Raw genomic sequence first — 23,133 nt, 5'->3', positions numbered from 1 at the left:
GTAACACCCCTTCATTATTGCTGACCGGAGGCGGCGGACGCCGCCTTCCGGGATCCCCTGTCTCCGATTTCTCTCGGGCGGGGCTTAACCACGACATATAAAAAGGAAGAACAACGATATGGAGATGAAATCCAACACCATCACCCTGTGCGCCGCGCTGGTGGGCGCGGCGCTGTCCGGTACCGTCGGGGCCTTCGAGTGGCAGATAGGCGATACCAGGGCCAGTGTCTACGGCTATGCCAAGCTCGACATCATCCACGATGTTGACGCCGACCTGGGCAACACCGTCAATCGCGGCAATATCCGCCTGGACGGTGAAAAGGGGCCCGATGGCCACAGCACCCTGCACGCTTACCAGAGCCGGTTGGGAGTGAGCAGCCTGACCGCCACCGAACAGGGCGATGTCAAGGTGGTGCTGGAAGGGGATTTCTTCGGCAACGGCGGCGGCAATTTCCGCCTGCGCCACGCCTACGGCGAATGGAACGGCATCACCGCCGGCCAGACCTGGACCAACTTCGGCGGCTTTCTCGGCATGAATCCCACTATCGATTTCACCCCCCAGCCCGGCCAGGGCAACGCCGCCCGCCAGGCCCAGCTGCGCTATACCCGGGGGGGATTTTCCGCTGCGCTGGAAGATCCTGACAAGTTGGGCGGCAGGGTGAGCGTGGCCGCGCCCGACAGCGCCAAGCAGCCGTTGCCCGATCTGAGCCTGCGTTACCAGGGCAAGGCCGGCAGCCTCGATTTCGGCGCCTCGGCGGTGCTGCGTCAGCTGGAATACTACCAGGCCGGGAGCGATGGTGACCGCAATGCCTTCGGCTGGGGCCTGAACCTGGAGGCGGCCTACCGGCCCGTGCCGGGGCTGGTGCTGCGCGGCGCCCTGACTCATGGCGACGGCATCGGCGGCTACCTGGAGGGCAGCCCGGCGGCGCCCGGCTATGTGGATCCCCTGAGCGGTGAGCTGGAAACCATCAAGGCCAGCGGTGGCACCGCCGGGATCAGCCTGGCAATGGGTCCGGGCGACATCACCCTGGGTTATGGGGTAGCCCGGGCCGATCTGGACGATGCCCTGGCCGCCGGCGCCCTGACCGGTGCCGCCAACAAGAAGTTCGAGGCCTGGCACCTCAACTATATCTGGTCGCCGCTGGCCAACGTCAGCTACGGCATCGAGACCAGCTACCACCGCCGCCAGGTGCAGGACGGCCGGGAAGGGGACGCCCTGCGTCTGCAGGGTATGGTGATGTACAAGTTCTAAAGCTGTCTGTGCCATTCCTGACGTGGTGGGATTACTTAGCGACAATCCTTTGTAGTGCCTAGTGTTTCATCATCTGGAACGGTGAGAGAACCCGCTGGCGGTTGGGATCTGCCCTGTTGCTCCTGAACCACGCTGATCGGATAACCCGATGCGGGCTCGGTGTTAACCTATCCAGGTGCAAGCCCCTGTCTGCTTGGGCATGGGGATGGTCCCGCCCTGGGGCCACCCTATACCAGGGCGGCGGTGGGTTTATTCTTTCCTGCCCTTGGCTGCCAGCGCCATTGCCCGCAGTTTTTTCCGGTAGGCCCTGAGCTCGCCCAGCTTGATCCCTTCCGGCGCTTTCCTGTGCTTGTATTGGCCGATCCGCTGCGAGCCATAGATGCCGGTGTGGCCGGAAAACAGGTAGCTGACCACGCAGGCCACCCCGGCGTAGAGGCCAATCTCGGCACCGAACAGTTCCATGGCCATCAGGGTGGAGGCGATGGGGGTATTGGCGGCGCCGGCGAACACGGCGACGAAGCCGATACCGGCCAGCAGGGGCAGGGGCATGTTCAGCAAGGGGGCGAGGGCATTGCCCAGGGTGGCACCGATGTAGAACAGCGGGGTCACCTCGCCGCCCTTGAAACCACTGCCCAGGGAGGCCACGGTGAACAGCATCTTGCCGACAAAGTCATAGGCGGGCAGGGGCTGTTCAAAAGCTTCGACGATGGTCGGTATGCCCAGGCCGATGTACTTTTCCGTTCCCAGCAGCCAGACGGTGAGGGCGATAAGGATACCGCCCGCGAAGGGGCGCAGCGGGGCATAACCGATCAGCCTTTTCATCCCGCTGCCCAGAGCATGGGTGGCCTCGGCGAATACCTTGCCGGTCAGCCCGAACAGGGCGCCGGCAATGATCATGGCCGTCAGACCCCAGGCGGAGACCTCGGGGATGGCGGGGATCAGGTAATGGGTATGATGCACGCCCCACCAGAGGCCGACCTGATCGGCGACAATGGCCGCCACCACACAGGGCAGCAGGGCATCGTAGCGCAGGCGGCCGATGGCGAGCACTTCCAGCCCGAACAGGGCGCCGGCCAGGGGGGTGCCAAACACCGAGGAAAAGCCGGCGCTGATCCCGGCCATCAGGATGATGCGGCGATCTTCCGGCTTGAGCCGGAACAGGCGGGTGCACTGATCGGCCAAGGCGCCGCCCATTTGCACCGCGGTGCCTTCACGCCCGACCGAGGCGCCGAACAGGTGGGAGATCAGGGTGCCGCCCAGCACCAGGGGGGCCATGCGCAGGGGCACAACACTTTTCGGATCGTGAATTTCATCGATCAGCAGGTTGTTACCGGCCTCTACCTGTTGCCCGAAGTGCAGGTAAAGCCAGCCGACCCCAAAACCGGCCAGGGGCAACAGCCAGATGAGCCAGGGATTGCCGGTGCGGGTATCCGTGGCCCAGTCGAGGGCGAACAGGAAAAAAGCGGAAGCAGAACCGGCGAGTACGGCGACGACACTGGCCAGCACCAGCCATTTGGCCATGTAGGGCAGCAAAACCAGCTGCTCCGGGAGCTTGAAATTTATCATGCGGGTCCAGTCTATCTTGTTGAATAAAGCAGGCACCTGGACGGGAGCAGGACCACGATGACCACGGCTGCACCCACCTGGGTGTCCAGGAATCATGCAGGCATCATCAGCCCCGGGGGCGGTTAAGGGAGAATGCCATCTCCGAGAGGACGATTCTAACAGCGAGGCGTTCAGGGCTCCACCCCGTTGCAGGGCCACGAGCCCGGCCAGGGCCGGACTCGTCTGCTGATTACACCGCCATCATGTCGCGATGGAAGGATTTCTCGCAGTAGCGGCAACGGAAGCGCACCTGGCCGTCCACCGCCCGCACCTTGAACTTGCTGGCGACCGGCTCGTTGTGGCTGATGCAGTTGCTGTTCGGGCAGGAGAACACGCCTTCCACCTTTTCCGGCAGGTGCAGCTGCAACTTTTCCACCACCTCGAAGTCCTCGATCAGGTTGACCGTGGCCTGGGGGGCGAACAGCGCCAACTGGTTGGCCTGGGTGGCGGACAGCCGGGTGTTTTCCACCTTGATGATGTCCTTGGCGCCCAGCGCCTTGGAAGGCAGGTTCAGCCCCACGGTGATTTTCTCCTGGGTTTGCACCAGGCCGAACAGCTGCAGGATCTTGATGCCCTGGCCGGCGGGAATATGGTCGATGACGGTGCCGTTGTGGATGGCTTCGACTTGCAGTTGGCTCTTGTTCATCGGGGTCCTCACAGGCTCTCGTTCAGCACCAGGGCGAGCAGGGCCTGGCGGGCGTAGACGCCGTTCTCGGCCTGCTCGAAGTAATAGGCATAGGGGGTGTCGTCAACCTCTATGGTGATCTCGTCGATGCGGGGCAGGGGATGCAGCACCTTGAGGCTGTCCTTGGCATTGTCCAGCACTTCCGGGGTCAGCACATACTTGGAGGCCACGTGCATGTATTCGGTTTCGTCGAAGCGCTCTTTCTGCACCCGGGTCATGTAGAGGATATCCAGCTCGTCCATCACCTCTTCCATGCTGTCGCGGAACTCGAAGTTGATGCCTCTTTCCACCAGTTCGTCGCACAGGTAGTCGGGCATGGCCAGGGCCTGGGGCGCAATAAAGTAGAACTTGCAGCCGAACAGACTGAGCGCCTGGGTCAGGGAGTGCACGGTGCGGCCATATTTGAGGTCACCGACGAAGGCCACGGTCAGCCCCTGCAGGGTACCCTGGGTTTCGTAGATGGTGAACAGGTCCAGCAGGGTCTGGGTTGGGTGCTGGTTGGAACCGTCACCGGCGTTGATCACCGGCACCGAGGAAAATTCCGCCGCCAGCCGGGCCGCCCCTTCCTGGGGATGGCGCATCACGAAGGCGTCGCTGTAGGAGCTGATGATCTTCACCGAATCGGCCAGGGTTTCGCCTTTCTTGGCCAGGGAGGTGCTGCCGCTGTCGGAAAAGCCGATCACGGCGCCGCCCAGCCGGTGCACCGCCGTTTCGAACGACAACCGGGTGCGGGTAGAGGCTTCGAAGAAGCAACTGGCCACCACCTTGTGCCTGAGCAGCTCGGGTCGGGGATGGGTCTTGAGCATCACGGCGGTGTCGATGATCAGTTCCAGTTCGGCACGGGTGAAGTCGGAAATGGAGATTACATGCTTTTGATATAGGGGGTTTGCCATCAGCAACGCTCTTTAAGGTGTAAAGTGAAGACCATAAAAAAGCCCCTGAATGGGGCCATTAGAGCTAAATTGATCGCAAACGCCACCGTTTCCATGATAAACGGGCGTAAAACCGGCCTGATGGTAACGGGAAAGGATAAGCATCCTGCAACTCCGGGCGATTGCAAATCGTACGGATTATAGAGAAATGTGCGCCTAAAGCAAAATACGGCGAGAGGGTGTATCGAAAACGGCGAAAAGGTGAGCGAACGCACCAGGGGCCCGGAAAAAGCCCTTTACCTTTGAAGGTCGCCGGTTATAATGCGCCTCGTGTTGCAGGGGCATAGTTCCAATTGGTAGAACAGCGGTCTCCAAAACCGACGGTTGGGGGTTCGAATCCCTCTGCCCCTGCCAGCTTCACCTCTTAAAGCCAGCTTCCATGCTGGCTTTTTGCGTTATGGAGTGGCTATGACGCCGTTACAATCGCAACTGTGGCAATTGCTTGCACTGCCGGTGTGGCGCTGTGCCCACCCCGAGCGTCTGCCCCATGCTCCCGAGCCCGCCGCCGAACCGGCGATGGTGCTGCTGGTCGTGGGCCAGGGCAGGGCGTTGCCGGCACCGCTGGAGGCCGACCTGCGTCTGGCCCTGGCACCCGATCCGGCCCGCTTCCGAGTCATGGACGAAGCGGCCTGGCGGGCGGTGGGCTGCCCGTCAGCTCCCGTCCTGCTCGGCCTCAACCTGACGATGGCGGCGGATGCCTTTGACTGGCATGGCAGCCTGCCGCTGACCCCTGAGCAAAAGCGCGAACTCTGGAGCCGGTTATGCAGCCTCTGTTTCGCCCCCTGAGCTTCGTCGATCTGGACGCCATGGTAACGCTGGAGCAGGCTGCCCATCCGTATCCCTGGAGCCGCGGCCTGCTGGGCGAGAGCTTTGGCGGGCGCTATTTTACCGGCTCCCTCTGGCTGGGGGAGCAGCTGCTGGGCTACTTTATCGCCGACCGGATCCTGGACGAAAGTACCCTGATGAACATTTGTGTGGCCCCAGCCTGGCAAGGCAAGGGCTTGGGCCGGCTGTTGCTGGAACATTACCTGCGCCGGTGCCGGGAGCAGGAACTGACCCGGCTCTGGCTGGAGGTACGGGCTTCCAACGGCCCGGCCCTGGCCCTGTATCGCGCCTGTGGCTACGTGGAAAGTGGCCGTCGGCGGGATTATTACCAGAGTGCCAGTGGCCGGGAAGATGCGGTGTTGATGCAAAAATAACCAATTTACTCCTATACTCAAAGGCAAACACTCTCACCAAGGACGGAACAATGAGAGGCTCAAGGATTTGCCTGCTGGCTACGGCGCTGCTGTGGCCTTTGGCGTCGGACGCCAACATCTATCGTTATCGGGACGCCGCCGGCGTGGTGCACTATACCGATAACCGTCTTCATGCCGTGCAGTACTCCAACGACCGCTGGAGCCAGGACGCCGTCAACCGCGATGCCGTGCTGGTGCGGGTGGTGGAAAAGCCTGACGGCCACTACTTTTTCGCTCTCAACCGGTTGCCCTCCCGGGCCGAGCTGACATTCCGCTTTTCCGGCCAGGAAAACGTGCTGATTCCCGACGAGATGCAGCAGGTGATCCGCTTGCCAGCACGGGAAGAGAAGTTCGTGGGCAAGCTCAGTGCCCGGCAGAGTGGCAGTTGGCGCTATGACTACGGTTTCGCCTACACCGGCAACCAGCTGCGGCCTTCGCCCAGCGCGCAGAAGGTACAGAAAATTGCCGGATCCACCATCGTAAAGCCGACACCTGCCTCCTGGAGCCGGCCATCCACTCCTTCCTATTTCCCCGAGGCGGTGGATCTGGCGTCACCGGTAGCCGGGCGCTACCGGGTGTCCCAGGGGTTCAACGGCGAGTTCAGTCATAACAGACCCGCCAACCGTTATGCCCTGGATATCGCCCTGCCGATCGGCACTCCGCTTTATGCCACCCGCGACGGGGTGGTGCTGGCGGCGGTAGACCATCATGTGGGCGGCGGCCTCAAACCGGAATACCGGGGCAAAACCAATCACCTGCGGCTGCGCCACAGCGATGGCACCATGACCCTTTACGCCCATCTGCATACCGGCTCCTTGCTGGTGAAGAAAGGCGACAGGGTGAGGGCCGGGCAGCGGGTGGCGGCGTCCGGCAACACCGGCTATAGCTCTGGGCCCCACTTGCATCTGGCGGTGCAGGTGTACAACAACGGTCGGGTCGAATCCATCCCCTTTACCTTGCAGGGCCGTTCTCCCAAGACGGGGACCTGGCTGCTGGCCCAGGGATCGGAATAGAGCAATAACTCATTGTGATGGGTGGTGGTATTAAATTTTGTATTTACCACCCGTTTTAAATATAAGAAATGATACTTGTTGAACTATTGAATTTATGTCCTGATTTGTTCATTTTATATGGCTTTAAATGCTGATTTTGATGGGCTTCCTTCGAAAAAATCAGTTGCTTTATGTTGCTTGGTATGGCCTTTTACTTTCTTTTTTATAACAAACTCAAAGTAAAAAGGCAGGAACACAAGATGGCAGAGTTAGTCGACGTGGCAGAAAACGGTCCACGCAGCATAAGCCACTATATGCGTGTATTGGGGCCCGGTATTCTGGGCGCCGCGGCCGCTATCGGTGGTTCCCACCTGGTGGCCTCTACCCAGGCCGGTGCCATTTACGGCTGGCAACTGGTGGGGCTGATTATCGTCGTCAACCTGCTGAAATATCCCTTCTTTCAAATTGGGGCCCGCTACACCATGGCGGCGGACGAAACCCTGATCCAGGGGTATGACCGTATCGGCCGCGGCTATCTCTACCTGTTTACCGCGCTCAATATTTTTGCCTCCGTAGTCAGTACTGCCGGGGTGGCGATGCTGTGCGGCAGCATCCTCGGTCTCTTTATCGGCGATGCCTTGAGCGTGACCCAGCTCAGCATGATAGTGCTGGCGGGCTCGCTGGTGTTTCTTATCACCGGTCACTACAAAACCCTGGATCGGGTAACCAAGTGGATCATCGTCGGCCTGGCGGTGGCCACGGTGACCGCGGTGTTTATCGCCCTCAACAAGGGCGGTGTGGCCCCCCCCGATTTTGTGGCGCCGAGCCCCTGGAACCTGGCGGCGGTGGGTTTTCTGGTGGCGCTGATGGGCTGGATGCCGGCGCCCATCGAGCTGTCTTCCTGGAACAGCGTGTGGCTGCGGCAGAAGAAAAAGGCCCTGGGCGACGAGCTCGATTACAAGGACGCCTTGGTTGACTTCAATGTGGGCTACGTGACGTCCACCCTGCTGGCCATCGCTTTCGTCGCCTTGGGGGCCCTGGTGCTGCACGGCAGCGGCGAGAGCCTGGCTACCTCCGGCATCGCCTTCGCCCACCAACTGGTGAACGTGTACGCCAGTGTCATGGGTGACTGGAGCCGCTGGCTGATCGCGCTGATCGCCTTTTTGTGCATGTTCTCCACTACCGTCACCGTGCTGGACGGCTACAGCCGGGCCCTGAGCGAGTGCTTCGTACAGCTGGGCCAGCAGAAAGGCAGCGGCCCCACCGGCCATGGCGCCCGCTACACCTATCCACTGATGGTGGTGATGGGCATGGTGGGAGCCTTGATCATCATGTTCTTCAAGGGTGCCCTGCTGGCCATGCTGGAGTTCGCCATGATCTCCGCTTTTATCAGCGCCCTGGTGTTCGCTTGGCTGAACTACCGTCTGATGAAACTGCCGCAGGTGCCCGAGCGTTACCGCCTGGGCGGCGGCATGGTGGCCCTGAGCTGGGCCGGCATCCTGTTTTTCGCCGGCTTCAACCTGCTGTTCGGCTACTGGTACCTGTTTGTGAAATAAGGCCGAGGGCCCCTGCGTTTCTATGGCCATAAGCGATTTTGGGTGTCACCACGGCGCGGCCCAAGGAGAGAGAATGTCGTTCTTTGCCAGGTTGAAGGGCTGGCTCGGGCAAGGGGGCAGGCCGGCAGAGGTCCTGCCCTGGCGGGAGGTGCTGGCGCAGATCCCCATACTGCAAGGTCTGGAGGAAAGGGAACAGCTCCGGCTGTGCGAGCTGGGAGCGCAGCTGTTGGCTCGCAAGACCCTGACGGTGCTCGGGGTGGAGCTTGCCCCGGAAGACAGGGCAGCCCTGGCACTGCAGGCGGTGTTGCCCATCCTGTACCTCGATCTGAAATGGTACCGGGGTTTTCGCGAGATCATCATCATTCCCGAGCCGGTCACCCGGCGGGAGTCGGTGCAGGATGAATTCGGTCTGGTCAGCGAGGTGGAAGAGGAACACGCCGGCGAGTCCTGGCAACAGGGGCCCCTGGTGCTGGCCTGGAGCGAGCTATGCCAGGACGGCGACTGGGACGGCTTCAATCTGGTAATCCATGAGTTGGCCCACAAGATGGACATGCTGGGCGGCGAGGCCGACGGCGCACCGCCGATGCGCCCCGGCATGGAGATGGCGCGTTGGCGCGCCGACTTCCAGGCCGCCTTCGACGATCTCTGCCGGCTGCTGGAGCAGGATGAGGCGCCGCCCATCGACCCCTATGCCGCCACCCACCCGGCCGAATTTCTGGCGGTGACCTGCGAGCTGTTTTTCACCCATCCCCGCCGGTTGGCGGCCACCTACCCGGCGGTGCATCGCCAGTTGGTGGCCCTGTTCGGGCAGGATCCCCTGTCGCGCCAGCCTCCTGAATATGCGGCCGAAGGCCATGGCGGTCGCCCTCATCCGGCCGAACGTCATCCCCGGGAACCCGACTGAGGCGTGCCCGCAGAGTCTCTCTCGGCTTCCCTTTCTTGCGGCAAGCACGCCAAAAAACCGGTCATGCCCTCGAAGGGGGCGACCGTTTCGAATGCCCTTGTAGAGTTGTTAAGCGAACGGCACCGGGTCCGGAGTCCTTGAGAAGCCCTTTGGCTTCCTTTGGCTACCCGCTGACGGGTTCTGTGATCCTGCTCGCTAAACCACTGCTTTGCCGCCCATCGATAAGTGATACTTTATTGATTGAAAGCCACAGCCTATTAAGGCTCGAGGAAAGATCGATTTATCTTTTTCCTCGGGAGTCAGTATAGTGCTTGAAGTGCTGTTTCTTTCTTACGCTATCTCCCTATCAGGACTCACCATTTGGCGAGTATCGTCGGGATTTCGACGTTGATAATGTTAAAAGATATAAAAGCGTCGTTTTGATATGCGCAGATGATTTAGCACTGTTGTAAAAGAACGTAATTAGGCTGGAGCAATAGAATGGCAAGGCTGCCTGGCAGTTGAAGGAGCAGCTTGCCCGAAACCGGACGCGCCTCGTCGGTATCCGGTGCGATATCAACATTAATCAGGGATTTATTATGTTAATTGGAATTCCAAGGGAAACGCTTAGCGGCGAGACTCGGGTGGCGGCGACCCCCAAGTCGGTCGAACAGCTGCGTAAACTGGGTTTTGAGGTCGGCATCGAGCAGGGGGCGGGCACCAAGGCCAGCTTCGAGGATACGGCCTACCAGGCCGCCGGTGCCAAGCTGGTCAGCGCCGACGACGTTTGGCAATCCGCCATCATCTACAAGGTCAACGCCCCCACCGCCGAAGAAATCGAGCGGCTGCAGGCCGGCACCACTCTGGTCAGCTTTATCTGGCCGGCGCAAAACCCCGAACTGGTTGAACAACTCAGGGCCAAGGGCGTGACCGTGATGGCCATGGACATGGTGCCACGGATTTCCCGCGCCCAGTCCCTGGATGCGCTGTCTTCCATGGCCAATATCGCCGGCTACCGGGCTGTGGTGGAAGCCGCCCACGAGTTCGGCCGCTTCTTCACCGGCCAGATCACCGCCGCCGGCAAGGTGCCGCCCGCCAAGGTGCTGGTGATCGGCGCCGGCGTGGCCGGCCTGGCCGCCATCGGCGCCGCCGGCTCCCTCGGGGCCATCGTCCGTGCCTTCGACACCCGGCCCGAGGTAAAAGAGCAGATCAACTCCATGGGTGCCGAGTTCCTGGAGCTGGACTATGAGGAAGAGGCCGATTCTTCCGATGGTTATGCCAAGGAAATGAGCCAGGCCTTTATCGATGCCGAAATGGCGTTGTTCATGGCCCAGGCCAGGGAAGTGGACATCATCATCACCACGGCGCTTATCCCCGGCAAGCCGGCGCCCAAGCTGATCACCGCCGAAATGGTGGCGGCCATGGCCCCGGGCTCGGTGATCGTGGATCTGGCGGCGCAAAACGGCGGCAACTGCGAGCTGACCAAGCCCGGCGAGTTGTTCGTGTCCGACAATGGCGTGAAAGTGATCGGTTATACCGATCTCAACGGCCGCCTGCCGACCCAGTCCTCCACCCTCTATGCCACCAACCTGGTCAACCTGGCCAAATTGCTGTGCAAGGAGAAGGACGGCAACATCAAGGTCGACTTCGACGACGTGGTACTGCGCAACATGACGGTGGTGAAGGACGGTGAAGTCACCTTCCCGCCGCCCGCCATCAGCGTGTCCGCCGCGCCCAAGGCCAAGGCGGCCCAGCCTCATGCCGAGCCCCACGCCAAGAAGCCGAGCAACCTCAAGTATTACCTGGGCGGCGCCGGCGTGGTGCTATTCGCCTGGCTGTCGGCGGTGGCCCCACTCGAGTTCCTGTCCCATGTCACCGTGTTCGTGCTGGCCTGTATCGTGGGCTACTACGTGATCTGGAATGTGTCCCACTCGCTGCACACCCCGCTGATGTCGGTGACCAACGCCATTTCGGGGATTATCGTGGTCGGGGCCCTGTCCCAGGTGGGTAGCGGTGGCTTTGTCACCTTCCTCGCCTTTATCGCGGTATTGATCGCCTCCATCAACGTGTTTGGCGGCTTTACCGTAACCCATCGTATGCTGAAGATGTTTAGAAAGGGCTAATGGAATGTCACAAGGACTTGTAACTGCGTCTTATATTATCGCCGCCGTGTGCTTCATTCTGAGCCTGGCGGGTCTGTCCAAGCAGGAGTCGGCCAAGGCCGGTAACTGGTATGGTGTGGCCGGTATGGCCATCGCCCTGGTGGCCACCATCTTCAATCCCGAAGTGACCGGCCTGGGCTGGATCATCCTGGCCATGGTCATCGGTGCCGCCATCGGTATCCGCCTTGCGCTCAAGGTGGAAATGACCGAAATGCCGGAACTGATCGCCATGCTGCACAGCTTCGTGGGTCTGGCGGCGGTGTTCGTGGGCTATAACACCTACATGGACCATGAAGAGATGTTCGGCGCCATGCTGAATATCCACAACACCGAAGTCTTTCTCGGCGTCTTCATCGGTGCCGTCACCTTCACCGGCTCCATCGTCGCCTTCTGCAAGCTGCGCGGCCTGGTGTCGTCCAAGCCGCTGATGCTGCCGCACCGCCATAAACTGAACCTGCTGGCGGTGGTGGTGTCCGCCCTGCTGCTGATCTGGTTCGTGCAGGTGGAAGGCTCCAGCTTCGCCCTGCTGGTGATGACCCTGATCGCCCTGGCCTTCGGCTGGCACCTGGTGGCGAGCATCGGCGGCGCCGACATGCCGGTGGTGATCTCCATGCTCAACTCCTACTCCGGCTGGGCAGCGGCGGCGGCGGGCTTTATGCTCTCCAACGACCTGCTGATCGTCGTCGGCGCCCTGGTGGGCTCCTCCGGTGCCATCCTGTCCTACATCATGTGCCGGGCGATGAACCGCTCCTTCGTGTCTGTTATCGCCGGCGGCTTCGGCTCCGACGGTGCCGTGAGCAACGGTGAAGAGGAAGACGGCGAGTACACCGAGGTGAACGCCGAGGACGTGGCCGAAATGCTGAAGAACTCCAGCTCGGTGATCATTACCCCCGGATACGGCATGGCGGTAGCCCAGGCCCAGTACCCGGTGGCGGATCTGGTGTCCAAGCTGCGCGCGGCCGGCGTCAAGGTGCGCTTTGGCATCCACCCGGTGGCGGGCCGTCTGCCCGGCCATATGAACGTGCTGCTGGCGGAAGCCAAGGTGCCTTACGACATCGTGCTGGAAATGGACGAGATCAACGACGACTTCGACGACACCGACACCGTGCTGGTGATCGGCGCCAACGACACCGTCAACCCGGCGGCCAACGAAGATCCGGCCAGCCCCATCGCCGGCATGCCGGTGCTGGAAGTGTGGAAGGCCCAGCAGGTGGTGGTGTTCAAGCGTTCCATGAACACCGGCTACGCCGGGGTGCAGAACCCGCTGTTCTTCCGCGAAAACAGCGTCATGCTGTTCGGCGACGCCAAGGACAGCGTGGACAACATCCTGAAAGCGCTGTAATTTTTTCAGACTGTCAATGATGAACAAAGGGAGCTTCGGCTCCCTTTCAGCTTGATGACAAAGCCCATTACCTGCTTTTTTGCCTGATATTTCCCTTTGCTTCAGCTATGTAAACATCGTCATCTCCGCGAAGGCGGAGATCCATGAAACATTGCACTGGACTCCCGCCTTCGCGGGAGTGACTACAGAGAACGACGAAGGTTTGTCAGCAGTCTGAAAGGGAGCTTCGGCTCCCTTTTTGTTGTCATCGGCCATCGAGAGTCATGGGATACCTCATACTTCATTTTGCTTCGGAATATTGTCCGCCTTTGAAGGACAGTTTCTTCAGGTGTTCGATAAAGGTGGCGAGGATGGGGGAGCCGTTGTCCTTGCGGTAGTTGGCATAGAGGTCGATCAACGGTAGTTCGGGCTCTAGGGGCCTGAGCACGACATTTTCCTGCCCGATAGGGGTGATGTAGGTGGGGAGTATGCTGCAGCCCATGCCGATATTGATCAGGTTGATGTTCAGCAGGATGTTGTCGGCCTGCTGCACGATATTGAGCTGGATGTGGTTCTGCTCTGCGAATTCCAGGATCAGGTTATACAGGGGGAGGGACTCAGATGGATTGACGATGATAAAGTCCTGGTGGTCGAGCATCCTGACCGGCACCACCTCGTAGTCGGCCAGGGGATGGCTCTTCGGGATCAGGAACTTCAGGGGTTCCTTCAGGATCAGGAAACTGTCGATTTCCTCATCCTGCACATTGTCGCGGGTAAAGGCGATATCCAGTTCGCCGTTGCGCAGCCGCGCTATCTGCTGCTGGTTGTTCAGGCTTTTCAGTTCAACGCTCAGTTCGGGGTAGTGAATGCGAAAAGCCGGCAGTATATGGGGGAAGACGTTCATCTCGGCGACGGGAACGAAGCCGATGGCCAAGCGGAAGGCCTTGGCCTGGGCAATTTGTCGGGTGATGGACACCGCCTTTTCCGCCTGGGCCAGGGTCAGGCGGGTTTCCCGGAGGAAGACCTCGCCTTCTTCCGTCAGCTCCACCTTGCGTTTGGTTCTGTTGAAGAGCCTGACACCGAGTTCGGTCTCGAGATCCTTGATCTGCTGGCTAAGGGAGGGCTGGGACGTATAGAGCCGGTTGGCCGCCTTGCTGAAGCTCAACTCCTCGGCCACGGTCACAAAGTAGCGCAAATGCCGTAACTCCATGGAAGACTCCTTCTGGCCGTGCGTTTAGGGTAATGTGTCGTTGCTCATCACAGGATGGTTTCGCCTGCATCGGGCCACCATGGTACGCGGCCCGCGCCTTGACTCACAAGCCCCTAAGGAACAGGCCGAAGGGGCGGTTAATCTACAACGACTCAGGCCAGCTTGCGCAGATCCCGGGTAACATCCAGGTGTTGCTCCGGTTGGAAACACACCCGCTTGTCCACCATCTTCCTCAGGTTTCTCATTTCCCGGGGCTGGTTGACGGTGATGCCGGCCACCAGGGTGCCGTTGCTCACACCGATGAGGGTAAAGGCCGAGTCGGTGCCGGAGGCCATGTCGCCACGCAGATGCCACTGGGCCGCCGCCATGTCGCCGACAAACTGGATATTGATGCCGAGCTGATCGGTCCAGAACCAGGGGGCCCTGGCGGGCGGCGGCTCCTGCCCCAGCACATGGCGGGCGAAGATGGCCGCCTGGTGGTTGGCGTTCTCCCAGCTCTCGATACGCCGCGGGCGATCCGCGCCATTGCGCCGGGCGGCGACATCGCCCGCGGCATAGATGTCCGGGTGCGAGCTCCGGCAGTGTTCATCGACCAGGATGGCGCCATCGACCTCCAGCCCGGCGGTGATTGCCAGCCGCACATTGGGGACTATGCCGATGCCGTACACAACGGCGTCCGCCACCAGGGTCTGGCCATCCTCCAGCAAGAGATGGACTTCTTCGCCCTGCAACTCGGCACTGTGGATGCCGGTGGACAGGCGGACATCGATCCCCTGGGCCCGGTGCCGCCCGACCAGGTATTCCCCCAGAGCGGCGGGCGCGCAGCGCTTCATCACCATGGGCTCCTGCTCGAGCACCGTGACCCGGCAGCCCCTGGCGCTGGCGCTGGAGGCCAGCTCGAGGCCGATGACGCCGCCGCCGACCAGAACTATGCTTTTTTCCGCCGTGAACACGGTAATCAGCTTCCTGGCGTCTTCCAGATTGCGCAGGGTATAAACCTGTTGTGCCAGGCTATCCAGCATGGGCAGGCGGCGCGGCGCGCCGCCGGTGGCGAGCAGCAGCTTGTCGTAGCCAAGGGTGTCGCCGTTTTCCAGCTCGACCAGGCGCGCCTCGGGATCGAGGCGTTCGGCGCCATTGCCGGTGATCAGGGTCACCTTCAGCGCCGCCAGCTTTTCCGCCGACAGTATTTCGACCCGGGCGGAGTCCGGGGTCAGAATGACCTCCTTGGACAGGGGCGGGCGCTCATAGGGCAAATGGGGTTCGTCCCCGACCAGGGTGAGCTTCCCTTCATAGCCATGGGCGCGTAGTTCCAGAATGGCACTGGCGCCCGCCTGGCCGGCACCGATGATGACGATGTGTGACAGACTCATTTTCTTACCCCTTCCACCTTAAAACAGCCCCGCATTGGGCTGGCGCAGGCCCCGGATACCCAGGCCGCAGTCCGCGTTGATAAACACCCCGGTCAGGGTGCGGTTGTTTTGCCGTGAGGCCAGCAGGACGTAGGGGCCGGTCATGTCCTCGGGTTCGGGCAGGAACTTCAGGGGCATGCCGCCCGCGATCTTTTCCGGATCCCGGGCATCGAGCAGCCCGAGCTGGTCCTGGCCCAGGGCGGCGGCACCCGGGATATTGGTTCTCATGCCCGAAGGGGCCACGGCGTTGACCCTGACCTTGGGGGCCAGCTCGTAGGCCAGCTCCCGGACCAGGCCCACGCCGGCGTGCTTGCTCAGGGTATAGATGGGACCGCCCCCCGCCGGATAGAAGGACGAGTTCGACAGGGTGAAGATCATGGCGCCTTCGGTTTTTACCAGTTCATCCACCGCGGCCTTGGCCCCGAGCAGGTAGCCCTTGGTATTGACCGACACTATCTCGTCGAACGCCTGCCCGAGCTCGTCGCCGGACAGGCTCAGGATGTCGGCGCCATGATCCCAGATGCCGGCGTTGCCGACAAAGCAGTCCAGCTTGCCGAAGCGGGCCACCGTGGCTTCCACCGCGCGCAGGTTGTCGTTGTAACTGGTGACATCGCCGGTGACCGCCACTATCCGGTCGCCATAGCGTTCGAGCAGCGCCTGCAGCCTGTCCTCGGCCCGCTCCAGCACCCCGATGCGCGCGCCTTCCCGGATAAAACGGTCGATCAGCGCCCGTCCCAGCCCGGAGCCGCCGCCGGTGACAAGAATGACTTCTCCTTCCAGCCAGCTCATGGTCGTTACCCCGCCATGTCTACGTAGAGGGCATCGTCTTCGATCACCACCGGAAAGGTCTGGATCGGATCCGTGGCCGGCATGCACATCGCCTTGCCGGACTTCAGGCAGAAGCGGGCCGCATGCAGGGGGCACTCCACGGTGCCGTCGTCTTCCAGGTAGCCTTCGGACATGGAGGCGTTGCCATGGCTGCAGCGATCGTTCATGGCGAAGAAGTTGCCCTGGGAATTGAACACGGCCAGGGCATCGATCCCGTTGACGCCGCAGTCCACCTTTAGCGCCTCGCCTTCTTCCAGTTCGTCGATGTTGCACACAAATATCTTGTTCATCAGAAAAACACGCTCAGGTTGTGGGAGGTATAGGTGGCCTGGTCCAGGGTGATTTCACGCCGGCAGATCTTCCAGCCCAGATCCGTATCGGCCTTGCGCACCCGGTCCGCCCGTTTGCCGACATAGATGGTGATGTCTTTTTCCTTTTGCGAGCGGTACAGCAGGTAATTGCTGTAAACGTCGTATTCTCCCGCGCTATCCGCCGGCTCCACCCGGATATTGGTGATCAGGTGGCGGGTGCGCGAGGGCGGCTCCTCGGCCCAGGCCATGCCGGTCTCCAGGCGAGCGATGCGGCGCTCCAGCAGGTGCTTGTCGTCGTTGAACACCCAGGTGGACGGCGGCTGCACGCTGCGCCGGCGGTCGCGGGTCTGGGCATTGACGGTGGTGCGCAGGGTATAGCTGATGTCCTCGTCCAGCAGGTCCAGCCAGTCGCGGAAGCTCCAGTCATCGAGCCGTTGGGCCTCGAGGTACATGAATTGCGAGATCTCATGGTAAAGCTCGAGGCTTACGGGGATTAAGCGACTCATTACACCAGCTCCTTTTCAAACTGTTCGGTTGCCTTTTCGACGTCTTCCCATTTTTCATGCATCAGCAGATCGGCCCAGCGGCGATACATGGCGCGGGCGGCCGTTTCGGAGAAGATATAGTTGGTGATGCCGGGGATATCGTCGTTGCGCACTTTCTCGTTGCCCAGTCCCATTTCTACGATTAGCTTGCTCTGGCGGGCCTTGTAGCCGCGTAGCACCTTCTGGATTTCCACCCAGTTTTCGGAGTCGTCCTGCTCCAGGAAGCCGGCCGGGCCGAAGGCGCGGGTGGCCGAGCGTTCGAAGGCTTCCTTCACTTCCTGGGGGGCGTCCTTGTCGCAGATGCAGAAGGCCCATACCTCAGTTTTGTTCGGCCCCCGCGGGTGCCAGATACGCAGGGTGGCGGTGCCGTTCAGCCAGGACAGGGTCGGGAACATGGTGTTGTGGCCGGCCAGGCGCAGGGCGCGCACTTCACCCAGGCGTTCTTTCGCTTCCTCGTAGGTGTCGCGGAAATACTGGGCCACTTCCCCGTCCACCCAGACGTTGGCATCCGGTTTTTCGGTGAAGAAGAAGCCGGAACCATGGCCTCGCTGGCCATATTGAATGGCGTCTTTCGCGGTTTCCCACACCGGGCGGGCGGTCTGGGCCGCGCCCAGCTTCTTGGAGTCTTCGTCTTCCGGCTGGGCACCCAGCACCTGGATGGCGGAGGCGTGGGAGAACAGGGCATGGTACTGATCGGAGGCGAACTGCTCAGCGGCAAACTTCCAGTTGCACTCGATTTCCCATTTATGGACGCCACCGATGATCTCGGTGCCGCCCGCGCGGCGGTCCAGCACGCCGTCCAGATACCAGGCGATGTCGCCCATGTACTCCTCGAGGGCAGGCGTCGCGTCGCTCCAGCAGCCGAAGACAAGCCCCTTGTAGCTGGCGACGCGGTTGACTTCCAGCAGGCCCCATTGTTCCTTGCAGGCCCCCTGGGGATAGGCCCTGTCTTCCAGCGGGATGTCTTTCAGGGCGCCATCCACCCCGTAGGACCAGCCGTGATAGGGGCAGGTAAAGGCGCGGGTGTTGCCGGAGTCCGCATGGCATACCCGCATGGAGCGGTGACGGCACTGGTTGAGCAAGGCCTTGATACTGCCGTTCTTCTGCCGGGTGACGATAACGGGATCCTCGCCCATGTAGGTGTTGAAGAAGTCGCCGGCCTTGGGGATCTGGCTCTCGTGGCACAGGAACAGCCAGCAACGACCGAAGAGTCGTTCCAGCTCCAGTTCGTAGAGTTCCGGATCGGTGAAAATCAACGGGGTGATGCGCCCGTTCTTGGCATCCACCAGGGCATCGATTTTGTCCGCATCAAATTTTCCATTCATGGTGATTCTCCTTTGGCCGCCGATACGGCAAGAAACAGGACGTCGATAATTTGTGCAGATATTGGTTTTTTGTAACCAGTTAGTGAAATATTTATTTTATTTCGATTAATAAGTTTTACGTCTTAATCGTCGGGGTGGGGGGGCAAGGTGAACGGCTGGATCAAGCTGGCCGCCGACAAGGACAACGGGGAGTGCTTTCGTCATCCTCATTACAGAGGGATATTCGGTTCAATAGGTTATGGATCTCCGCCTGGGCGGAGCTCCCGGTATTAAATGACGAGTCGGCAGGGGGAGTACGTGAACAACGGATGATGAGCGGGTCGGTTTATCCCTCCCGCACTATGCTGGCCAGCCCCAGCTTGTCGAGTTCATAAATCTGGTGGCGCCGTCACTATAGTGAAAGCCGCGACCTTGGCGGCCATGATGCTGATGGCAGTACCACCGTCGGATGGCCTGCTCATCAATCCAGAAGGTCAGTGAACCGCGATGAACCAAGGCTCGGTTGCATTGCCGCCAGTTGCAGGTGTGGTGCCGTGTTTTGCCCCTCTGTCTGCTCCTGAGTCCGTTCGTCAGCTGATCAGCTCATGGCTGAGACAGAGAGTTCACTGATTTAGGAAACAACGCCCTAGGCCGAGAGTTCTCTTCGGAGGATCTCTGCACCTGCGCTTAAGGCATTTAGCTTGGCTCTTGCTACTCGACGAGATAAGGGTGCCATGCCACAGTTGGTACAAGGATAGAGCTTGTCGGCATCTACAAACGCAAGTGCTTTTCGTAAGGTATTGGCTACTTCCTCTGGCGTCTCAATGGTATTGGTTGCAACATCAATGGCCCCTACCATTACCTTTTTACCTCGAATGAGTTCAAGTAGCTCGATTGGAACACGAGAGTTGTGACATTCTAATGAGATAATGTCGATATTAGATGTTTGCAGCTTGGGGAAAACTTCTTCATATTGTCTCCACTCGGAACCTAACGTCTTTTTCCAATCCGTATTGGCTTTGATGCCATAACCATAGCAAATATGTACGGCAGTTTCACATTTAAGGCCTTCAATTGCTCTTTCTAAAACAGCAATCCCCCAATCATTTACCTCATCAAAAAACACATTAAATGCAGGCTCATCAAACTGGATAATATCAACACCAGCCGCCTCTAATTCTTTGGCTTCTTGATTGAGTATTTTAGCAAACTCCCAGGCCAGTTTTTCGCGACTTTTATAATGGTCATCATAAAGCGTATCTATCATGGTCATGGGGCCTGGCAGGGCCCATTTGATGGGTTGCTTGGTTTGCTGACGTAAAAATTTGGCATCTTCAACAAAAACTGGCTTCTGGCGACTTACTGCACCAACGACCGTCGGTACGCTCGCATCATAGCGATCACGAATTTTAACGGTTTTACGCTTCTCAAAATCAACTCCGCCGAGATGCTCAATAAAGGTAGTCACAAAGTGTTGGCGCGTTTGCTCGCCATCACTGACAATATCAATACCTGCTTGTTGCTGCTCTTGCAACGACACACGTAAAGCATCGTGCTTACCTTCAATTAATTCCTCTTCTTGCAATTTCCAAGGTGACCAAAGTGTCTCAGGTTGTGCAAGCCAAGAAGGTTTGGGTAAACTGCCCGCAGTTGAAGTGGGGAATAATTTTTTCATAATAAATACCGTTTTATATTCTCGTTAATTATAAGGCGTAATTGGCAGACCATTGCTCAAGAATAGATTGGTATGGTTTGATGAAGTGCTCCTCAGCAAATTTCCCCTGCTTAATAGCTAACTGGCTACGTTCTTCTCGATCATAAACAATTTGAGTTAATGAGTGATCCAGGTTCTTCAAATCTGGTTTGTAGCATTTTCCCGCTGCAGCGTTGGCATTATAAATCTCTGGTCGGTAAATCTTTTGAAAAGTTTCCATCGTGCTGATGGTGCTTATAAGTTCAAGATTACTGTAATCATTAAGTAAATCACCAAAGAAGTAAAAAGCCAGAGGCGCAGCACTATGGGGCGGCATAAAGTAACGAACTTTCAACCCCATCTTCTTGAAGTACTGCTCAGTCAAGGATGATTCATTGGGCAGGTACTCAACACCCAATATGGGGTGATGGTTCTCAGTTTGATGATAAGTCTTGTTATCGGAAACACTGAGGCATATCACAGGCAGTTTGGTAAAGTTCTGCTTGTAGGCATCGGAATTCACAAAACATTTAAAGAGTTTGCCGTGCAGATCGCCAAAGTTTTCCGGAATACTGAAACCTGGCTTATCCTTGTTATGCTCCAACAGCAGCACACTGAAGTCATAATCCCGCACGTACGAGGAAAAATTATTTCCTATAATGCCTTCAATGCGTTGTTTGGTTTTGTGATCAACGATATTCGTTTTCAATATTTCGATAGTAGGAAAACTTTGGCTATTGCCTTCGTAATCAATATCCATATCAACGGAAATGATTTCAAGTTCAACTGAATAACGATCTGCTTTCGGATTATCCCAGTTAGCCAAGGAATTAAATTGATTGTCAATCATCGTTAAGGCGTTACGCAAGTTTTCTTGGCGCCGCTCTCCTCTGGCCAGGTTAGCAAAGTTGGTGGTAATACGCGTACTGTCAGAGGGCTGATAGTTTTCATCGAAAGCAATGCTGTTGATGGTAAATTTAAATTCGTTATTCATAATTTCCTGACACCCCATTTCCCGCACTAAAATCTGAATCTGTTTACTGCTCTTTCTGGGCTTGATGATTATCTGTTATCTAGAAGTCCAGATGTCTAGAGCTAAGCATGGCTACGTTATACAGGGGGTATCACATGAGAAAAAGTGATTTTATTTCATTAATGCATGCAATTTATTCATGAATGGTGGTAAACCTACGCCCACAAGGGTAAGCGGTATGCCGGGTTCACGGGACGCAGCTGCTTCGAGCAACGTCGGCGATGCCTGTAAACGTTCGGTCAGCTACGTGTGTAACGAGCAGGACACAGCCGTCCGTTACTGATGTTGTAACACCTGACAGGGGCGGCAGCTGTATGATTTAAGAGATGAGGGAGTTTGAATGAAAAAGCAGCGTGATCATCTGATCTGCTGAGCCTGAGCAATGAAATCACTCAGGTAAGTAATCTGTTCTTCGCCTTTTCGTATTCCCAAAAAAATCTGTTTTCTAATCCCATTTTTACCGAACCGGAGGCTTTTAATGGCCATTGTTTTGGCGAATTCATCCACTAACCAGCCAGGCAATGCACAGATGCCTCTGCCTGCCGCCACCATTTGCAACATTATTTCCGTCGTTTCGATTGTCTTGTGTTTTTTGACCGTGCATTTCTCCGGATTTAAAAACTGGCTGTAAATGTCCAGCCGCTCAGGCTCTACCGGATAGCTAAATAACACTTCTTCACTTAGCTGTTCAGGCCTGATCGAGCCTTGCGTGGAAAGGGGGTGAGATGCCGAAACGACGAGTCTATGTTCATAGTCAAATACCGGTATAAACGTCAAATTAGGTTTATACAAGGGATCAGGCGTGACGAGGATATCTATCTCGTAGCTATGCAGGGCACCCAGACCACCAAACTGAAATTCCTGCTTCACATCAATGTCAACGTCTGGCCACTTTTCAAGATAAGGTTCAATCACTTTTAACAGCCATTGATAGCAAGGGTGGCATTCCATGCCGATGCGAAGTGAACCCATTTCGCCTGTCGCTATCTGATGCAAGAGATGTTCAGTGTGTTTAAATTGCGGCAATACCCGATTGGCAAGAGTCAAAATTCGTTCACCAGCATTGGTAAGGCGCAAGTTTCTACCTTCTTTTTGCCAAACAGGTGTTTTGATCTGGCCTTCTAATTTTTTGATGCTGTGACTCAATGCAGACTGGGATAAATTTAACGATTCGGCCGCCTGGGTTAACGTTCCTTGCTCTTTTATTGCTGCCAGTACTTCAAGGTGAAACCGCTCCAGCATAACTTAACTCCGGTCTTTAGCACTCAATATTATGAATATAATTCATGATTTATTGGAAATATATCATTATTTTCATTGTTAAAATGTCGCCAATGTGCGCCGAGATGTCTGGCCATCTAGATGTGTCGATGATGCAAGCTAATTGACGTTGTTGATCAAATCAGAGCCGCACAGCCTGCCCCTACTGCGCTTGACGCCCTTAACTGACCGGCTGACGAATGGGCATACCGAGTCCTGTGATTTTGTTCATGACCTTCACGCCGGACAGGATTTCGCCGACCCGACCGTTGTATTTACGCAGGCTGAGCTTGGGGCTCACCAGCTGTTTGTAACGGGACATCGCCGTTTCTGCCAGCGACCGCAGTGGCAGGCCGAAGAAGGCCTTGAGCACGAGGGCGGTTTCGATGGCGCCGTCACTGTAGTGAAAGCCGCGTCTCCGGCGGCCATGATGCTGATGGCAGTACCACTGCCGGATAGCCTCTTCACCCCTCCCGTACTATGCTGGAAAGCCAGTCCTTTGGACTGGCTTTCCAGCAATCGGCTAATGCCCTGTAAGTCCGCCTCGTAGGCGGCCATCCGGCGGCTGGTGGTCAGGGTCAGGGTGCCGTGGCCGGCCCACTTCAACAGGCGGTAGCCGCCGACCATAAAGGCGATAAAGGAAAAAACAGCAGGGTATCCGTTAGCCGCTCCTGGCTGTCGGTCGTGGGGTGGTTCGGGCGAAAGGCGGCCTGCCACCAGCGCAAGGGATTCAGCATCACCTTGTCTCCATACAGGTCAGACTAGAAGGTTACAAAGTTGTTGCGCTAAATGAAAGCCCGTTCGTCTAGAAAATGTGCCGTTTGGCGCCTGCCGATAAAGCGGCTGTCAAAGCCGGTCAATGCCTTGCCAAGCTGCGGATAATCCCTTAGTTTCTAATGTTTTATAAGGTATCG

The 23,133-nt window shown here is 58.2% G+C and carries 23 protein-coding genes, 1 tRNA gene and 1 riboswitch; of the genes, 9 read left to right on the top strand and 15 right to left on the bottom strand.

Annotated elements, in window-relative coordinates:
• Positions 1-118 precede the first annotated feature (118 nt).
• A complete protein-coding gene (locus ACEVBK_RS16260) occupies positions 119-1,252 on the top strand; it encodes a DcaP family trimeric outer membrane transporter (protein ID WP_375055942.1) in 1,134 nt (377 codons plus the stop codon).
• Between the two features lie 249 nt (positions 1,253-1,501).
• On the opposite strand, the gene ACEVBK_RS16255 is transcribed toward ACEVBK_RS16260, so the two are convergent.
• From ACEVBK_RS16255 to pyrB, 3 genes are all read right to left on the bottom strand, one after another.
• Positions 1,502-2,818 (bottom strand): voltage-gated chloride channel family protein, encoded by a 1,317-nt coding sequence (locus ACEVBK_RS16255; protein ID WP_375055941.1) that lies wholly within the window; start codon positions 2,816-2,818, stop codon positions 1,502-1,504.
• A 90-nt stretch (positions 2,819-2,908) separates the two neighbouring features.
• Positions 2,909-2,970: riboswitch (Fluoride riboswitch) on the bottom strand.
• Between the two features lie 77 nt (positions 2,971-3,047).
• Positions 3,048-3,503 (bottom strand): aspartate carbamoyltransferase regulatory subunit, encoded by a 456-nt coding sequence (pyrI, locus tag ACEVBK_RS16250; protein ID WP_375055940.1) that lies wholly within the window; start codon positions 3,501-3,503, stop codon positions 3,048-3,050.
• An 8-nt stretch (positions 3,504-3,511) separates the two neighbouring features.
• Positions 3,512-4,435, bottom strand: a complete 924-nt coding sequence (gene pyrB / locus ACEVBK_RS16245) for an aspartate carbamoyltransferase (RefSeq protein WP_375055939.1) — start codon at positions 4,433-4,435, stop codon at positions 3,512-3,514.
• Between the two features lie 316 nt (positions 4,436-4,751).
• Between pyrB and ACEVBK_RS16240 the strand changes: the two genes are divergently transcribed.
• From ACEVBK_RS16240 to pntB, 8 genes are all read left to right on the top strand, one after another.
• A tRNA-Trp gene (locus ACEVBK_RS16240) sits at positions 4,752-4,828 on the top strand.
• Between the two features lie 54 nt (positions 4,829-4,882).
• The gene (locus ACEVBK_RS16235) at positions 4,883-5,260 is read left to right on the top strand and encodes a hypothetical protein (protein WP_375055938.1); all 378 of its coding nucleotides are present in this window, start codon (positions 4,883-4,885) and stop codon (positions 5,258-5,260) included.
• Complete coding sequence (rimI, locus tag ACEVBK_RS16230; protein WP_375055937.1) at positions 5,236-5,673, top strand: ribosomal protein S18-alanine N-acetyltransferase; 438 nt, start codon at positions 5,236-5,238, stop codon at positions 5,671-5,673. Before ACEVBK_RS16235 ends, rimI begins: the two co-directional genes overlap by 25 nt.
• 50 nt (positions 5,674-5,723) lie before the next feature.
• A complete protein-coding gene (locus tag ACEVBK_RS16225; protein WP_375055936.1) occupies positions 5,724-6,725 on the top strand; it encodes a peptidoglycan DD-metalloendopeptidase family protein in 1,002 nt (333 codons plus the stop codon).
• Positions 6,726-6,964: 239 nt separating this feature from the next.
• Positions 6,965-8,260 (top strand): Nramp family divalent metal transporter, encoded by a 1,296-nt coding sequence (locus ACEVBK_RS16220; protein WP_375055935.1) that lies wholly within the window; start codon positions 6,965-6,967, stop codon positions 8,258-8,260.
• A gap of 73 nt (positions 8,261-8,333) precedes the next feature.
• Positions 8,334-9,164 (top strand): zinc-dependent peptidase, encoded by an 831-nt coding sequence (locus ACEVBK_RS16215; protein ID WP_375055934.1) that lies wholly within the window; start codon positions 8,334-8,336, stop codon positions 9,162-9,164.
• A gap of 578 nt (positions 9,165-9,742) precedes the next feature.
• Entirely contained in the window at positions 9,743-11,266 is a 1,524-nt protein-coding gene (locus ACEVBK_RS16210; RefSeq protein ID WP_375055933.1) for a Re/Si-specific NAD(P)(+) transhydrogenase subunit alpha, read from the top strand.
• Positions 11,267-11,270: 4 nt separating this feature from the next.
• The gene (gene pntB / locus ACEVBK_RS16205; protein WP_375055932.1) at positions 11,271-12,647 is read left to right on the top strand and encodes a Re/Si-specific NAD(P)(+) transhydrogenase subunit beta; all 1,377 of its coding nucleotides are present in this window, start codon (positions 11,271-11,273) and stop codon (positions 12,645-12,647) included.
• 280 nt (positions 12,648-12,927) lie between these two features.
• On the opposite strand, the gene hcaR is transcribed toward pntB, so the two are convergent.
• The 12 genes from hcaR to ACEVBK_RS16145 all read right to left on the bottom strand — a co-directional run bounded on the left by hcaR (position 12,928) and on the right by ACEVBK_RS16145 (position 22,956).
• Positions 12,928-13,836 (bottom strand): DNA-binding transcriptional regulator HcaR, encoded by a 909-nt coding sequence (hcaR, locus tag ACEVBK_RS16200; protein WP_375055931.1) that lies wholly within the window; start codon positions 13,834-13,836, stop codon positions 12,928-12,930.
• 152 nt (positions 13,837-13,988) lie between these two features.
• Complete coding sequence (hcaD, locus tag ACEVBK_RS16195) at positions 13,989-15,206, bottom strand: 3-phenylpropionate/cinnamic acid dioxygenase ferredoxin--NAD(+) reductase subunit (protein ID WP_375055930.1); 1,218 nt, start codon at positions 15,204-15,206, stop codon at positions 13,989-13,991.
• 18 nt (positions 15,207-15,224) lie between these two features.
• A complete protein-coding gene (hcaB, locus tag ACEVBK_RS16190; protein ID WP_375055929.1) occupies positions 15,225-16,034 on the bottom strand; it encodes a 3-phenylpropionate-dihydrodiol/cinnamic acid-dihydrodiol dehydrogenase in 810 nt (269 codons plus the stop codon).
• A 5-nt stretch (positions 16,035-16,039) separates the two neighbouring features.
• Positions 16,040-16,363, bottom strand: a complete 324-nt coding sequence (hcaC, locus tag ACEVBK_RS16185; RefSeq protein ID WP_106730537.1) for a 3-phenylpropionate/cinnamic acid dioxygenase ferredoxin subunit — start codon at positions 16,361-16,363, stop codon at positions 16,040-16,042.
• Entirely contained in the window at positions 16,363-16,890 is a 528-nt protein-coding gene (gene hcaF / locus ACEVBK_RS16180) for a 3-phenylpropionate/cinnamic acid dioxygenase subunit beta (RefSeq protein ID WP_375055928.1), read from the bottom strand. Before hcaF ends, hcaC begins: the two co-directional genes overlap by 1 nt.
• A complete protein-coding gene (hcaE, locus tag ACEVBK_RS16175; RefSeq protein ID WP_375055927.1) occupies positions 16,890-18,254 on the bottom strand; it encodes a 3-phenylpropionate/cinnamic acid dioxygenase subunit alpha in 1,365 nt (454 codons plus the stop codon). Before hcaE ends, hcaF begins: the two co-directional genes overlap by 1 nt.
• 339 nt (positions 18,255-18,593) lie before the next feature.
• Entirely contained in the window at positions 18,594-18,827 is a 234-nt protein-coding gene (locus ACEVBK_RS16170) for a transposase (RefSeq protein WP_375058592.1), read from the bottom strand.
• Positions 18,828-18,879: 52 nt separating this feature from the next.
• Complete coding sequence (locus ACEVBK_RS16165; RefSeq protein WP_375055926.1) at positions 18,880-19,908, bottom strand: methionine synthase; 1,029 nt, start codon at positions 19,906-19,908, stop codon at positions 18,880-18,882.
• A 28-nt stretch (positions 19,909-19,936) separates the two neighbouring features.
• Positions 19,937-20,920, bottom strand: a complete 984-nt coding sequence (locus ACEVBK_RS16160) for a DUF1852 domain-containing protein (protein WP_375055925.1) — start codon at positions 20,918-20,920, stop codon at positions 19,937-19,939.
• A 396-nt stretch (positions 20,921-21,316) separates the two neighbouring features.
• The gene (locus tag ACEVBK_RS16155) at positions 21,317-22,201 is read right to left on the bottom strand and encodes a LysR family transcriptional regulator (RefSeq protein ID WP_375055924.1); all 885 of its coding nucleotides are present in this window, start codon (positions 22,199-22,201) and stop codon (positions 21,317-21,319) included.
• 199 nt (positions 22,202-22,400) lie between these two features.
• Positions 22,401-22,676: a hypothetical protein gene (locus ACEVBK_RS16150; RefSeq protein WP_375058591.1), complete on the bottom strand. Its 276-nt coding sequence runs from the start codon at positions 22,674-22,676 to the stop codon at positions 22,401-22,403.
• Positions 22,677-22,821: 145 nt separating this feature from the next.
• The gene (locus tag ACEVBK_RS16145; RefSeq protein WP_375055923.1) at positions 22,822-22,956 is read right to left on the bottom strand and encodes a hypothetical protein; all 135 of its coding nucleotides are present in this window, start codon (positions 22,954-22,956) and stop codon (positions 22,822-22,824) included.
• Positions 22,957-23,133 lie beyond the last annotated feature (177 nt).

It is taken from the genome of Zobellella sp. DQSA1 (assembly GCF_041950555.1).
In the GTDB taxonomy this organism is placed as follows: Bacteria; Pseudomonadota; Gammaproteobacteria; order Enterobacterales; family Aeromonadaceae; genus Oceanimonas.
Note: the sequence above shows the minus strand (reverse complement) of the source record. Positions and strands in the feature narration are given on the sequence as shown.